Genomic DNA, 14205 nt, shown 5'->3' with positions numbered 1-14205 from the left:
GATGAGCGAGCAGTCAGCCGGCAACCGGGTCGCGGAGGGGCTGCGCGACCGGCTGCGGACCGGCGCGCTGGCCCCGGGCACGCTGCTGTCCCAGTCCGACATCGCGGCGGAGTACGGCGTCAGCCGGATCCCGGTGCGGGACGCCCTGCGCGTGCTGGCCGCGGAGGGGCTCGTCGAGCTCGGCGTCTCCGGCGCGGTCGTGACGGGGCTGTCGATCCGGGAGCTGCAGGAGCTCTACGAGATGCGCGAGGCGATCGAGCCGGTGGTCACGGCCATCGCCGTGCCGAACGTCGGCCGGGCGGAGACCACCCAGATGGCCGCGCTGCTGCGCCGCATGGAGGCCGAGGACATCGGGCCGGCGGAGTGGCTGGAGGCCAACGCGGCCTTCCACGCGCTGGTCTACACCCGCGCCGACCGCCCGCGGATGGTGGAGCTGACCGAGCAGCTGCGCCGGCTCACCGACCGCTACGTCTACCTGCACCTCGAGGTCATCGGCGACGTCGAGCACCTGCACGAGGAGCACCGGCAGATCCTCGCCGCCGTCCACCGCGGGGACCCCCGCGAGGTGGCCGACCTGACCCGCGCGCACCTGGAGACCTCGCACGACTTCATCCTCAGGTACCTGCTGCGGACGTCGGCCGCCGACGAGGGCCCGGCCCGCAGCGCCGCGGGCTGATCCGGCACGGCGGCCGCGCGCGGGTCAGGCGCGCGCCGCTTCTCCCCCGCCGACCAGCGCCGCCAGCCGGTCGCCCACCTCGGCGGTGCGCACCGGGCCCCTCGACGCGCGGGTGGACAGCTCGAAGGCGACCGCGGCGTTGACCTTGCGGGCCTCGTCGGCGCGGCCCAGGTGCTCCAGCAGCAGGCCGACCGAGAGCACCGTGGCGGTGGGGTCGGCCGTGCCCGCGCCGGCGATGTCGGGAGCCGAGCCGTGCACCGGCTCGAACATGCTCGGGTGGGTGCCGGACACGTCGAGGTTGCCGCTGGCCGCCAGCCCGATGCCGCCGGTGACCGCCGCGGCGACGTCGGTGACGATGTCGCCGAACAGGTTGTCGGTCACGATCACGTCGTAGCGGCCCGGGTCGGTGATGAAGAACATCGACGCCGCGTCGACGTGCTGGTACGCCACGGTGACCTCGGGGAACTCCACCGCGACCTCCTCCACCGTCCGCGACCAGAGGCCGCCGGCGTGGGTGAGCACGTTCGTCTTGTGGATCAGCGTCAGGTGCTTGCGCGGCCGGGCCACGGCCCGCTCGAACGCGTACCGGACGACGCGCTCGACCCCGAACGCGGTGTTGACGCTGACCTCGGTCGCGATCTCCTGCGGGGTGTCGCGGCGCAGCACGCCGCCGGTGCCGGCGTAGAGCCCCTCGGTGCCCTCGCGGATGCAGAGCATGTCGATCGACCCCGGGTCGGCGAGCGGGCTCTCCACCCCGTCGAACAGCCGCGCCGGGCGCAGGTTGACGTGGTGGTCGAGCTCGAAGCGCAGCCGGAGCAGCAGGCCGCGCTCGAGGATGCCGCTGGGCACGCCCGGGTCGCCGATCGCGCCGAGCAGGATCGCGTCGTGCTGGCGCAGCTCGTCGAGCACCGTGTCGGGCAGCAGCTCACCGGTGCGCTGCCAGCGGGCCGCCCCGAGGTCGTAGTCGGTGGTCTCGACGTCGGGCACCACCTCGCGGAGGACCTTGAGGCCCTCGGCCACCACCTCCGGGCCGATGCCGTCTCCAGGGATCACTGCCAGGCGCATGGTCGAGACCCTAGGTCAGGAGGTCGTGAGGTCTGCGGCACGGGCCTCGCGCGCGCCGATGCGGCCGGCGATGTCGGCCAGCAGGTCGCCGGGCACCGGGTTGTCGACGGTGACCGCCATGAGCGCCTCCCCGCCGCGCGTCGTCCGGCTGACCTGCGCGCCGGCGATGTTCACGCCCGCCTCGCCCAGGGCGGCGCCGACCGCGCCGACCACGCCGGGCCGGTCGGTGTAGACGAAGAACAGCAGGTAGCCCGACGCCTCGAGGTCGATCTCGAACCCGCCCACCTCGGTCAGCCGCGGCACCTGGTTCTTGCCGTAGAGCGTCCCGGAGACGGCGACCTGCGTGCCGTCGGCCATCGCGCCGCGGACGGTGACCAGGTTGCGGAAGGTGGGGCTCTCCAGGTCGCTGGTCAGCGCGACCTCCAGGCCCCGCTGCTCGGCGAGCAGCGGCGCGTTGACGTAGGTGACCTGCTCCTCGACGACGTCGGAGAACACGCCCTTGAGGACGGCGAGCTGCAGGACCGAGTCGTCGAACTCGGCGAGCTTGCCGCGCACCTCGACGTTCACCGACTGGGCCAGCCCGCCGGCGACCGCGGTGAACAGCCGGCCCAGCTTCTCGGCCAGCGGCAGCCCGGGGCGGACGTCCTCGGCCACCACCCCGCCGGCCTGGACGTTGACCGCGTCGGGCACGAACTCGCCCTGCAGCGCCAGGCGCACCGAGCGCGCGACCGCCTTGCCGGCCTTGTCCTGCGCCTCGGTCGTCGACGCCCCGAGGTGCGGCGTGACCACGGTGTTCGGCAGCTCGAACAGCGGGCTGTCGGTGCACGGCTCCTTGGCGTACACGTCGATGCCGGCCGCGCCGACCTGACCGGCCTTGAGCGCGTCGACCAGGGCCGCCTCGTCGACCAGCCCGCCGCGGGCGGCGTTGACGATGATCACGCCGCGCTTGGTCGTGGCCAGCTCGGCGGCGCCGATCAGCCCGACGGTCTCCGGTGTCTTGGGCAGGTGGATGGTGATGAAGTCGGCGGTGCGCAGCAGCTCCTCGAGCGGGACCAGCCGCACGCCCAGCTGCGCGGCGCGGCCGGGCTGGATGTAGGGGTCGTAGGCGATCAGCTCGACGCCGAAGGCGGCCAGCCGCTGCGCGACGAGGACGCCGATGCGGCCGAGGCCCACCACGCCGACGACCTTCTCGGTGACCTCGACGCCGGTGAACTTCGACCGCTTCCACTGGCCCTCGCGCAGCGAGGCGTCGGCCGCGGGGATGTGCCGCGCGGCGGCGAGCAGCAGCGCGACGGCGTGCTCGGCGGCGCTGACGATGTTCGACGTCGGCGCGTTGACCACCATGACGCCGCGCTCGGTGGCCGCGGCGACGTCGACGTTGTCCAGCCCGATGCCGGCGCGGGCGACGACCTTCAGGTTCGGCGCGGCGGTCAGGGCCTCGGCGTCGATCTGCGTGGCGCTGCGGATCATCACCGCCGCGGCGTCGGCCAGGGCCGGCAGGAGGGCGGCCCGGTCGGCCCCGTCGACGTGCCGGATCTCCACCTCGTCGCCGAGCACCTCGAGGACGCTGGGGGCGAGCTCTTCGGCGATCAGGACGACGGGCGCGGTCCCGGACTGGGTGGCTGTCACGGGAGGACAGCCTAGGGAGGCCGCTCGTGCGGGCGCCCGGGGGTACCTGGAGCGACACCACCCTCGTGGGGTGACGCCTGCTTGCCCTGGGGTGGACCGACCCCCATCCTGGCCGCCGGAGAGTCGGCACCCCCCCGCCGACGGAGGAGATCATGACCGAGCAGAACAACCCGTACGGGCAGCAGCCGTCGTACGGCCAGCCCCAGCACGGCCAGCAGCCCCAGTACGGGCAGCAGCCCGCCTACGGCCAGCAGCCCCAGTACCAGGCCGCCCCCTACGGGCAGCAGCAGCCCGCCGCCTACGGCGCCCCGGGGTCGCCGCAGCCCTACGGCCAGTACTCCGGCGGCCGGCCGGCCAAGCCCGGCGGCGTCACCACCGCCGCCGTCTTCGGCTTCATCTTCGGCGCCCTCGGCGCCCTCGTCACCGTCCTGTTCGTATTCGCGGGCGCCCTCTTCGGGGGCGCGGCCGGCGACGCCGACGAGGCGCTGCCCGGTTTCGGGGACCTCGTCGGTGCCGCCGCCGGCATCGCGATCGTCTTCGGGATCCTCGCGCTCGCGTGGACCGTCGTCATGTTCTGGGGCTCGGCCTGGGCGCTGTCCGGCCGCAGCCGCGTGCTGCTGATCGTGGGCGGCTCCATCGCCATCGCGACCACCGGGTTCTTCTTCTTCGGCAGCCTGGCCAGCGTCGACGAGAGCGGCGCCGGCGGGGTCGTGCTGTTCCTGGTCCTGTTCGTGATCTCGATCCTGATCGTCGTCCTGCTGTCGAACCGGGCGGCGAGCTCGTTCTTCCAGGCGTCCCGGGCGCAGCGCGGCCGGTGAGCACCCCCGGCGCTGCCGGCGCCCCGCGGTGGGTCACGGCCGCGTCACGCACAGCGCGCATCGCTCCACGGCGGTGCGCGTCCCCCTACACTCCGCCGCCGACCGCCCGACCGGGCGGCTGCACGTCCCAGGAGGAAACGACCAGATGACCACCCCCACCCCCGGTTCCGACCCGAACTACCCGCAGGGGGGTGCTCCTCAGGGTCAGCCCGGCTGGGGCGCTCCGCAGCAGGGCGGCTACCAGCCGCAGGGCTACCAGCCCCAGGGCTACCAGCCGGCGCCCGCCTACACCGGCGGTCCGGCGGGTTACGGCGCCCCCACCGGTCAGCGCCCCGGCATGGTGACCGCGGCAGCGGTCGTCGGCATCGTCTGGGGCGGCCTGGGCGCGCTCTTCGGCCTGATCGCGCTGAGCGTGGCCTTCGCCCTCTCGGGTCTGCTCGGCCTCGTCATCCTGCTGTCGCTGCTGCTGTCGATCGGCCTGCTCGTCGGCGGCATCTTCGTGCTCACCGGCAAGCCGCCGAAGCTGCTGCTCTACATCTGCTACGCCGCCGTCGTGATCAACCTGATCTCGCTGATCATCTCGATCGCCCAGGACGGCGGCTCGGCGTTCAGCGGCGTCCTCGGCTTCATCCTGCCCGGCGTCATCATCGCCCTGCTGATGCAGCCGGCGTCCAAGCAGTACTTCGCCGCTCGGGGCCAGAGCTACTGAGAGGACCCCGTCCTCCCCACCCTGGCGAGCTCGGGGTGGGCCCCGGACGGGCCGCTCCACCGAGAAGGGCCCCCGCTGCGGGTCGGCAGCGGGGGCCCTTCTCGTGCGCTCGCTCAGTGGCGGGCGGCGGTCCCGGTGTAGTCGTCGGACGCCGACACCCAGCTCATCAGGCCGCGCAGCTTGCGCCCCGTCTCCTCGATCGGGTGCGCCTCGGCCTCGGCCCGGCGGCGCTTGAAGTCCGGCGCGCCGGCGTCCTGGTCGGCGATGAACGACGCGGCCCACGAGCCGTCCTTGATGGCGGCGAGGACGTCCTGCATCGTCGCCTTGACGTGCTCGTCGATGATCTTCGGGCCGGTGGTGTAGTCGCCGTACTCGGCGGTGTCCGACACCGACCAGCGCTGCTTGGCGATGCCGCCCTCGTACATGAGGTCGACGATCAGCTTCAGCTCGTGCAGGCACTCGAAGTAGGCGACCTCCGGCTGGTAGCCGGCCTCGGTGAGGGTCTCGAAGCCCGCGGCGACCAGCGCCGACATGCCGCCGCACAGCACGGCCTGCTCGCCGAACAGGTCGGTCTCGGTCTCCTCGGCGAAGGTGGTCTTGATGACGCCGGCGCGGGTGCCGCCGATCGCCTTGGCGTACGACAGCGCCAGCTGCAGCGCCGACCCGCTCGCGTCCTGCTCGACGGCGACCAGGCAGGGCACGCCCTTGCCGTTCTCGAACTCGCGCCGCACCAGGTGGCCGGGGCCCTTGGGGGCGACCATCGCGACGTCCACGCCCGCCGGCGGCTTGATGTAGCCGAAGCGGATGTTGAAGCCGTGCCCGAAGAAGAGGGCGTCGCCGTCCTGCAGGTTGGGCTCGACGGCCTCGGCGTACACGTGCCGCTGCACGTGGTCGGGCACGAGGATCATGATCAGGTCGGCCTCGGCGGCCGCCTCGGCCGGCGTGACCACGCGCAGGCCCTCGGCCTCGGCCTTGGCGCGGCTCGAGGAGCCCTCGGGGAGGCCGACGCGGACGTCGACCCCGGAGTCGCGCAGCGACAGGGCGTGCGCGTGCCCCTGGCTGCCGTAGCCCAGGACGGCGACGGTGCGCCCCTGGATGATCGAGAGGTCGGCGTCGTCGTCGTAGAAGATCTCGGCGGCCATGCGGTGGTGCTCTCCTTCGGTGGGTGCGTGCGCGTTGACGCGGGGGTGTTCGGCTTCAGGCGGTGCGTTCGACCGGGCGCAAGGTACCGGCGCCCGACATCGAGCGCGGACCCCGGCCCAGGGCGACGGTGCCCGACTGCGCCATCTCCTTGATCCCGAGCGGGGCCAGGACGGCCAGCAGCGCCTGGAGCTTGTCGGGGGTGCCGGTGGCCTCGAGGGTCACCGTGTCGGTGTTGACGTCGACCACGCGGGCCCGGAAGAGCTCGGCGGTCTGCAGCACCTGGGTGCGGTCGGCCAGCGGTGCGCGGACCTTGACCAGCAGCAGTTCGCGCTGGACGGCGGCGCCCTCCTCCAGCTCGACGATCTTGATCACCTCGATCAGCTTGTTGAGCTGCTTGGTGATCTGCTCCAGCGGCGCCGACTCGGCGTCGGCGACGATCGTCATGCGGGAGAGGTCGGGGTTCTCCGTCGGCCCGACGGCCAGCGACTCGATGTTGAAGCCGCGGCGGCTGAACAGCGCCGAGACGCGGGCCAGGACGCCGGACTTGTTCTCGACGAGGACCGACAACGTGTGGCGGGTCATGTGCCAACGTTCCTTTCGAAGCGCATCGCCAGCAGCGGCGGCCCCCTCCCAGGGGCCCGCCCCCGAGCTCGCGAGGGGGTGGGGAGGAAGGGGTCCTTACACCTGGTCGTCGCCGAAGACCGGGCGCACGTCGCGCGCGGCCAGGATGTCGTCGTTGCTGGCGCCGGCGGCGACCATCGGCCAGACCTGCGCGTCGTGACCGACGACGAAGTCGATGACGACCGGGGCGTCGTCGATCGCCATCGCCTTCTCGATGACGGCGTCGACGTCGTCCTTGCTCTCGCAGCGCAGGCCCACGCAGCCCATCGCCTCGGCCAGGAGCACGAAGTCCGGGATCCGGACCGGGCGCGGCCTGCCGTGCTCGTCCTGCACGTGCAGCTTCGTGTTGGAGTAGCGGCCCTCGTAGAAGAGGGTCTGCCACTGGCGGACCATGCCGAGGTTGCCGTTGTTGATGATCGCGACCTTGACCGGGATGCCCTCGATCGCGCAGGTGGCCAGCTCCTGGTTGGTCATCTGGAAGCAGCCGTCGCCGTCGATGGCCCACACGGTGGTGTCCGGGCGGCCGTACTTGGCGCCCATCGCGGCGGGGACGGCGTAGCCCATCGTCCCGAGACCGCCGCTGTTGAGCCACGTGCCGGGCTTCTCGTAGGAGATGAACTGCGCGGCCCACATCTGGTGCTGGCCGACGCCGGCGGCGTAGATCGCGTCCGGCCCGGCGATCCGGCCCAGCCGCTCGATGACGTACTGCGGCGACAGCGAGCCGTCCTCCGGCCAGTCGTAGCCGAGCGGGTACTTCTCCCGCCAGCTGTCCAGCTGGGCCCACCAGCCGGCGAGGTCGGGCGTGCGCCCGGCCGCGTGCTCGGCGCGCAGCGCGTCGACGAGCTGGGCGATCGTCTCCTTGGCGTCGCCGACGATCGGGACGTCGGCCTTGCGGTTCTTGCCGATCTCGGCCGGGTCGATGTCGGCGTGCACCACCAGCGCGCCGGGCGCGAAGCTCGCCAGGTTGCCGGTCACCCGGTCGTCGAAGCGGGCGCCGAGGGCGACGATGACGTCGGCCTTCTGCAGCGCGGTGACCGCGGCGACCGTGCCGTGCATGCCCGGCATGCCCAGGTGCTGGCGGTTGCTGTCGGGGAACGCCCCGCGCGCCATCAGCGTGGTCACGACCGGCGCCCCCGTGAGCTCGGCCAGCTCGGCCAGCTCCGCGGTGGCGTGCGCCTTGAGCACGCCCCCGCCGACGTAGAGCACGGGCCGGCGGGCCGCGGCGATCAGCTGCGCCGCCTCGCGGACCTGCTTGCCGTGCGGCCGGGTCGTCGGCTTGTACCCGGGCAGCTCCAGCCGGGGCGGCCAGGAGAAGTCCGTCGTCCCCTGCAGGGCGTCCTTGGAGATGTCGACCAGGACGGGACCGGGCCGGCCGGTGGCCGCCAGGTGGAACGCCTCGGCGATCCGCTGCGGGATCTCGTCGGGGTCGGTGACCAGGAAGTTGTGCTTGGTGACCGGCATCGTGATGCCGCGGATGTCGGCTTCCTGGAAGGCGTCGGTGCCGATGGCGCCGCTGGGCACCTGGCCGGTGATGGCCACGACCGGCACCGAGTCCATGTGCGCGTCGGCCAGCGGGGTGACCAGGTTGGTCGCGCCCGGCCCGGAGGTCGCCATGCAGACGCCGACCCGGCCGGTGGCCTGGGCGTAACCGGTGGCGGCGTGCCCGGCGCCCTGCTCGTGCCGGACCAGCACGTGCCGCACCGAGGAGTCGAACAGCGGGTCGTACGCGGGCAGGATCGCGCCGCCCGGGATGCCGAAGATCACCTCGACCCCGACGGCCTCGAGAGAGCGGACGAGGCTCTGCGCCCCGGTGATGCCGCTCATCGGCTCCGGCGTCCGGTCCGCCGGCCTGGCCGTCGTCTCGACGCCGGCCAGGGACGCGGCTGCGTCGCGGCTGGCGGACTCGCTGGGGGTGGTGGTGCTCATCGCGGCGATTCTCCTGGGGCGCGGGCCGTGCGGTGTGCGGGTGGATGCGGCCGGCCGGGTGCGGGGCGCCCCCGGCCAACAAAAAACCCCTCGTGCCGCGGGCACGAAGGGTCAGCGCGTCGGTCGCGGGGACCGACGCGCTAGGCGACTACGAGGCGGGCAGGGCGCACCCCGACACTGTGCGCCCTGGAGGGTGCGCCCGTCAACCAGGCCGTCCCACTCAGTGGACAGCCAGCGCCTGATCCGTGAGACCGGCGCCGGGTCGGAGCACGTCGGCGTCGAAGCCGTCGATCACCGCGCGCAGCTGCTCGGACGGCACCGGCGCGCCGAGCAGGTAGCCCTGGAGGAACCGGCAGCCCAGCGCGCGCAGCGCGTCGAGCTGCCCCTGGGTCTCCACGCCCTCGGCGACGACGTCCATGCCCAGGGTCCGGCCCAGCTCGACGACGCTGCCGACCAGCGCGGCGCTGCGGGGGTCGTCGACGATGTGCCCCACGAAGGCGCTGTCCATCTTGATCACGTCCACGGGCAGGCGGGCGAGGCGGGCCAGCGAGGAGTAGCCCTTGCCGAAGTCGTCCAGCGAGATGACCACGCCCATGTCCCGCAGCGTCGACAGGTCGCCCTCGAAGCGGTCCTCGGCGCTCATGAGCACCGACTCGGTGAGCTCGACCATGAGCCGGTGGGGCGGCACACCGCTCTCCGCGAGCGCCCGCGCCACGTCGGCGGCCAGCGAGCCGGCCTGGAGGTGCCGGATCGAGACGTTGAGCCCCAGCTTGAGGTCGCGGCCCTCGGCGAGCAGCGGGGCCACGGTGCCGGTCGCCTCGCGCAGCACCCACCGCTGCAGCGGGACGACCAGCCCGTCGGCCTCGGCCAGGGAGATGAACTCGTGCGGCGGGACGGTGCCCAGCTCCGGGTGCTCCCAGCGCACCAGCGCCTCGAGCCCGAGCACCCGGCCCTCGGCCACGCCGACGACCGGCTGGAAGACCAGGCGCAGCTGGCCCCGCTCGATCGCCGCCGGCAGGTCGCGGGCCAGCACCGCCCGCCGTCCGGCCGCGTCGTCGGGCGTGTCCACGTACCGGCGCACGCAGCTCTTCCCGGCCAGCTTGGCCGCGCGCAGCGCCAGGTCCGCGTGCCGCAGCGTCGTCGCGACGTCCTCGGCCGGGTCGAGCTCGGCCACCCCCACGCTGCCCGAGACGTCGAAGACCAGCTCGTCGCCGTGCCCGCCGGCCGGCGCGGTGGGCCGCAGGTCGCGCAGCTCGGCGACGATGCGCTCGGCGAGGGCGGTGGCCTCGTCGGCCCCCGACCGCACCAGCACGGCGAACTCGTCGCCGCCCAGCCGGCCGACCAGGTCGCGGTCGCGCACGGTCCGCCGCAGCCGCGTGGCCACCTGGACCAGCAGGTCGTCCCCGGCGTCGTGGCCGGCGACGTCGTTGACCGGCTTGAAGCCGTCGAGGTCGATCATGAGCACGCAGGCCTCGGCGCCCGAGCCCGCCCGGTCGCGGGCCGCCTCCAGCGCCGACAGCAGGCGCGGGCGGTTCGGCAGGCCGGTGAGGTGGTCGGTGTAGGCGAGCCGCTCCAGCTCCAGCGCGGACCGGCGCGCCGGCCCGAGCGCGCGCACGTGCAGCACCAGCCCGTGCGGGCCGGGCGCCGCGGAGGCGATCTCCACGTGCCGCCACGCGCCCCGCGGCGGGTACACCCGGACCGCGGCCGGCAGCAGCTGCGCCAGCTCTCCCCCGTCGCGGTACGCGGCGAGCAGGCCGGCCGCGGCCGCGCGGTCGCCGACGTGCACCAGCGAGGACAGGAACCGGCCGATCAGCTCCTGCTCGGCCCAGCCGATCCGGTCGCGCACGTCGCCCGACGCCCAGGTGATCCGGCCGCTGCCGTCGACGACCACGGTGACGTCCCCGCCGCTGTGGACCAGCGCGCGGAAGTGCGCCTCGGCCCGCTGCAGCCGGCCGGTCAGCCGGCGGGCGTCGGCCCCCCACAGGAGGCTGCGCACCAGCGTGAGCACCAGCAGCACGGCCATCTCGGCGGCGCCGGCGGCGGGGAAGGGCCGGTCCAGCACCAGCCAGGCGATCACCGCCAGCGAGACCGCCGAGGCCGTGCAGTGGCTGGTCACGACCCCGACGAGGGGCAGCCGGGGCGGCTCGGCCGGGCCGCGCTCGGCGGCCGGGCCGTCGACGGCGGCGGCGCGGACGGCGAGGCCGGCCATGCCGAGCCAGGCCACCCCGGTGACCACGTCGAGCACCGTGCTGTCGTGCGCCACGGCCACGGCGCCGCTCACCGCCACGACGGTCAGCGCGACGAAGGCGCCGAGCAGCCGCACGGCCGCGGGCCGCCGCCCGGGCGGGACGGCGGTCACCACGGCGAGACCGAGGCCGCACAGCACGCCACCGACCGCCGGGTAGCCGACGGAGATCAGCCCCTCGACGACGATCGCGGTCGCGGCGACCGCGTCGGTGAGCAGCAGCTGGGCCAGCACGACCACGGCGAGGACGACGATGCCGCCGTCGAGCAGGGCGCGCGTGCGGAAGCCGGGCACCGGGTCCGCCGGGGGCAGCATGCGCAGGCACGCCACGACCGCCACCGGGACCGCGGCCACCAGCGGGAGGTCCTGCACGCCCCCGACGCCGGTGTTGACCCCGGCGGCGTGGACGGCGCTGAGGGCCTGCCCCGCGCCGAGCAGCACCGCCACGGCGGTGAGCAGCTGCCACGGCCGGCGCGCCGGTGCGGGGAGCCGCCGGCACCGCCGCGCCAGCGCGCCCGCCGCGAGCCAGGTGGCCACGGCCAGCACCGCCGGGGACAGGCGCGGCGCCGCGCCGGGGAGCAGGAGCTCGACGGCGGCGACGGCGGTCGAGCCGGCCAGCACGCCGGTCGCCGTCCGGACCGCCGCGGCCCTGCCCGGTGGGGTCGAGCCGCTCACCGCTGCCCCACCATGCCCGGCCAGAGCTGCCCGGCCCGGTCGCGCAGCAGCGCGATCAGCCCGGCGAGCGGCAGCGGGCGCGAGATCAGGAAGCCCTGGGCGAAGCCGCAGGACAGGCTGCACAGGGTGGCCAGCTGCGCCGGCGTCTCCACGCCCTCGGCGACGACGTCGACGCCGAGCGCGCGGCCGATGCCGACGACCGACTCGCACAGCGCGCGGTCCTGCGGGTCGCGGTCGAGGCGGGCCAGCAGCGACCGGTCCAGCTTGAGGATGTCCACGGGCAGCCGGGTGAGGCTGGCCAGCGACGACCGGCCGGCACCGAAGCGGTCGAGCGCGACGTGCACGCCCATCAGCCGGACGCTGGCGATGTCGAGCGCGATGCGCTCGTCGTCGGCGACCGCCGTCGCCTCGGGGACCTCCAGGACCAGCCGCTCGGGCGCCAGGCCGGAGCGGTGCAGCGCGTTCTCCACGTCGGTCACGAGCGTGCCGCCCGCGACGTAGGACGCGGCGAGGTCGACGCCCAGGCGCAGCGCGGTGCCGCCGGTGCCCGGCAGGCCGGCGGCCACCCGCGTCGCCTCGTCCAGGGCCCACCGCTGCAGCTCCCCCACCAGGCCGGCGCGCTCGGCGACGGGGAGGAACTCGGCGGCCTCGAGGTCGCCGAGCTCGGGGTGCCGCCAGCCCAGCAGCGCCTCGACGCCGGTCACCCGCTGCTCCTCCAGCGAGACGATCGGCGAGAACAGCAGGAACAGCTCGCCGCGGGCCGTCGCGCCGTGCAGGTCGTCGAGCAGCCGCTGCCGGCGCGCGGCGGCCTCGCCGAGGGCCGGCGTGTAGCGCGCCGACGCCCCGGGCCCGGTGGCCCGCGCCGCGCGGACGGCGAGCTCCCCGCGGGCGAGCAGCTCGTCGACCTCGACGTCGGGCGCCAGGACGACGAGGCCGACGCTCGCGGTCAGGTCGACGATGCCGGCGGTGGTCGCGATCGGCTGCTCGACCACGGCGAGGCAGCGGTCGGCGAGCTGGTCGGCCTCGGTGCCCGCGCTGCGCGCCAGGACGCCGAAGCCGCCGAAGCCCATCCGGGCGACGACGTCCTCGGCCCGGACCGTCGCCCGCAAACGCCGGCCCACCTCGGCCTCCACGGCGGTGACGACGTGCCGCCCGGCGTACTCCCGGACCTCGGCGAGGCCCTCCAGCTCGATCAGCAGCAGCGTGCTCCCGGCCCCGTCGTCCTCCGGCTCGGCGAGCGCGCCCTGCAGCGCCCGCTCGAGGCCCGCGGAGTTCGGCAGGCCGGTCATCGGGTCGGTGTAGGCGACGCCGCGCAGGGCCGCCTCGCGGGCCTCGCGCTCGGTGACGTCGCGGCAGTGCAGCACGACCGCGCCCACGTCGGGGTCGCGGCGCAGGTCGGAGACGCTCGCCTCCAGGCTGCGCCACCGGCCGGCGGAGTCGGCCATGCGCAGCAGCAGGACGCCGCCGCGCTCCTCGTCCCCGGCGGTCCCCGACGGGACCGCGGCGGCGAGCGCGTCGGCGTCGTCGGGGTGGACGACGTCGAGCAGCGCGCGACCGGGCAGCGGCACCGCCGCGGCGCCCAGCATGCGCTCGAGCGCCGGGGACGCCCAGACCAGGCGCAGCTCGGCGTCGAGGATCACGGCGGCGTCGGCGCCGGAGGCGACCAGGGAGCGGAAGTAGGCCTCGTTGCGCCGGATGTGCGCGCTCAGCCGCTGCTCCTCGCGAGCGGTGACCCACCGGTGGACGCCGGTCAGGACGATGCACGCCGTCCCGCCGACGTAGCTGATCCCGCTGGGCTGGTGGCCGAACACCGCGGCGGTGCCGACCGTGGTGACGGCGACGACCATCGCGGCGTGCGGCAGCACCTGGCCCAGCTCGGTGGTCCGGCCGGCCCGCCCCCGCGCCCGGCGCCCGGTGGTCCCCTGGCCGGGATCGGCGAAGGCGCTCAGCACCACGAGGGTGAGGCCGCCGACGACGAGGAACTGGCTCACGACGGCGACGCCGTGCGCGGTGAACAGCAGCGCCGCGGTGGACAGCCCGCGGCCGACGGTGAGCACGAAGGCGCCGCCGAGCAGCACCACCGCCATGCGCTGCCGGTGCGCCTCCACGACACCGAGCAGGGTGAGCCCGGCGGCCATGGTCAGCGAGGTGGCGACGACGGCGGCGGCCAGGACGAGCCGCTGCCCGAGCTCCAGCGACGACCAGCGGCCGCCCGGCCCGATGATCAGCAGCTGGACGACCACCAGGCAGGCGGTGACGAACAGCGCCAGCTCCACGGCTCCGCGCAGCCCGGCGCGCAGCCGGCGGCGGTCGACCAGGGTCAGGATGCCGGCGATCGCGACCAGGTAGCCGGGCACCGTGGGCAGCCACCGGAGGACGGCCACCTCGAGCGGGCTCGACGGCCGGGCGACGGCCGCCAGCAGCGCGCCCAGGACGGGGAACAGGAGGGCGACGGCGATGAGGCGCCACCCCCGGCGCGGGGGCGACTGCCTGCGCCCGACGGTCCAGAGGACGCCGCTGCCGGCCAGGCCGAGCACCGCCACCGCGCCGTAGGCCACCGGGACCAGCGCAGGCCGGACCGCCGCGGCAGCGCAGGCAGCACCCGCGAGCGCGGCGACCGCGAGCAGCGCTCGCCTCAGCCTCTCCACACGGCAGGTGTCGGCAGCCCCGCCCCGCGTGTGGAGGCGCTCCGGCGGCC

10 protein-coding genes are annotated in these 14205 nt (G+C 75.0%); 3 read left to right on the top strand and 7 right to left on the bottom strand.

Features of this window, described 5'->3' with window-relative positions; all coding sequences use genetic code 11:
- Position 1 precedes the first annotated feature (1 nt).
- Positions 2-676: a GntR family transcriptional regulator gene (locus ACI78S_RS11740; RefSeq protein WP_456973380.1), complete on the top strand. Its 675-nt coding sequence runs from the start codon at positions 2-4 to the stop codon at positions 674-676.
- Positions 677-700: 24 nt separating this feature from the next.
- Here ACI78S_RS11740 and ACI78S_RS11735 read toward each other — a convergent pair whose 3' ends face one another.
- Complete coding sequence (locus ACI78S_RS11735; protein WP_456973378.1) at positions 701-1741, bottom strand: 3-isopropylmalate dehydrogenase; 1041 nt, start codon at positions 1739-1741, stop codon at positions 701-703.
- A 15-nt stretch (positions 1742-1756) separates the two neighbouring features.
- The gene (gene serA, locus ACI78S_RS11730; protein WP_456973376.1) at positions 1757-3370 is read right to left on the bottom strand and encodes a phosphoglycerate dehydrogenase; all 1614 of its coding nucleotides are present in this window, start codon (positions 3368-3370) and stop codon (positions 1757-1759) included.
- 152 nt (positions 3371-3522) lie between these two features.
- Here serA and ACI78S_RS11725 point away from each other — a divergent pair, with 152 nt between their 5' ends.
- Both ACI78S_RS11725 and ACI78S_RS11720 read left to right on the top strand, forming a co-directional pair.
- Positions 3523-4188: a hypothetical protein gene (locus ACI78S_RS11725; RefSeq protein ID WP_456973374.1), complete on the top strand. Its 666-nt coding sequence runs from the start codon at positions 3523-3525 to the stop codon at positions 4186-4188.
- 145 nt (positions 4189-4333) lie between these two features.
- Positions 4334-4897 carry a hypothetical protein gene (locus tag ACI78S_RS11720; RefSeq protein ID WP_456973372.1) on the top strand — a complete coding sequence of 188 codons (564 nt, stop codon included), beginning with the start codon at positions 4334-4336 and terminating at the stop codon, positions 4895-4897.
- Between the two features lie 113 nt (positions 4898-5010).
- Here the strand turns inward: ACI78S_RS11720 and ilvC are convergent, their stop codons facing one another.
- The 5 genes from ilvC to ACI78S_RS11695 form a co-directional block, all read right to left on the bottom strand.
- Positions 5011-6039: a ketol-acid reductoisomerase gene (ilvC, locus tag ACI78S_RS11715; RefSeq protein WP_456973370.1), complete on the bottom strand. Its 1029-nt coding sequence runs from the start codon at positions 6037-6039 to the stop codon at positions 5011-5013.
- A 55-nt stretch (positions 6040-6094) separates the two neighbouring features.
- On the bottom strand, positions 6095-6622 hold the full coding sequence (gene ilvN / locus ACI78S_RS11710; protein WP_456973368.1) for an acetolactate synthase small subunit: 528 nt from the start codon (positions 6620-6622) through the stop codon (positions 6095-6097).
- A gap of 96 nt (positions 6623-6718) precedes the next feature.
- Complete coding sequence (locus ACI78S_RS11705; RefSeq protein WP_456973366.1) at positions 6719-8587, bottom strand: acetolactate synthase large subunit; 1869 nt, start codon at positions 8585-8587, stop codon at positions 6719-6721.
- A 220-nt stretch (positions 8588-8807) separates the two neighbouring features.
- Positions 8808-11507: a putative bifunctional diguanylate cyclase/phosphodiesterase gene (locus ACI78S_RS11700; protein WP_456973364.1), complete on the bottom strand. Its 2700-nt coding sequence runs from the start codon at positions 11505-11507 to the stop codon at positions 8808-8810.
- Positions 11504-14065, bottom strand: a complete 2562-nt coding sequence (locus tag ACI78S_RS11695) for a putative bifunctional diguanylate cyclase/phosphodiesterase (protein WP_456973362.1) — start codon at positions 14063-14065, stop codon at positions 11504-11506. The genes ACI78S_RS11700 and ACI78S_RS11695 overlap by 4 nt, the downstream gene beginning before the upstream one ends.
- Positions 14066-14205 lie beyond the last annotated feature (140 nt).

Source organism: Geodermatophilus sp. SYSU D00815, assembly GCF_054050035.1.
The sequence above is the reverse complement of the archived record's forward strand: the minus strand, read 5'-3'. Positions and strand labels throughout refer to the sequence as shown.

Excerpts from the sequence above, each read along its gene's own strand:
- ACI78S_RS11735 (WP_456973378.1), bottom strand. The coding sequence starts at position 1,741 with ATGCGCCTGGCAGTGATCCCTGGAGACGGCATCGGCCCGGAGGTGGTG.
- ACI78S_RS11705 (WP_456973366.1), bottom strand. The coding sequence starts at position 8,587 with ATGAGCACCACCACCCCCAGCGAGTCCGCCAGCCGCGACGCAGCCGCG.
- ACI78S_RS11740 (WP_456973380.1), top strand. The coding sequence starts at position 2 with ATGAGCGAGCAGTCAGCCGGCAACCGGGTCGCGGAGGGGCTGCGCGAC.
- ACI78S_RS11725 (WP_456973374.1), top strand. The coding sequence starts at position 3,523 with ATGACCGAGCAGAACAACCCGTACGGGCAGCAGCCGTCGTACGGCCAG.
- ilvC (WP_456973370.1), bottom strand. The coding sequence starts at position 6,039 with ATGGCCGCCGAGATCTTCTACGACGACGACGCCGACCTCTCGATCATC.
- ilvN (WP_456973368.1), bottom strand. The coding sequence starts at position 6,622 with ATGACCCGCCACACGTTGTCGGTCCTCGTCGAGAACAAGTCCGGCGTC.
- ACI78S_RS11720 (WP_456973372.1), top strand. The coding sequence starts at position 4,334 with ATGACCACCCCCACCCCCGGTTCCGACCCGAACTACCCGCAGGGGGGT.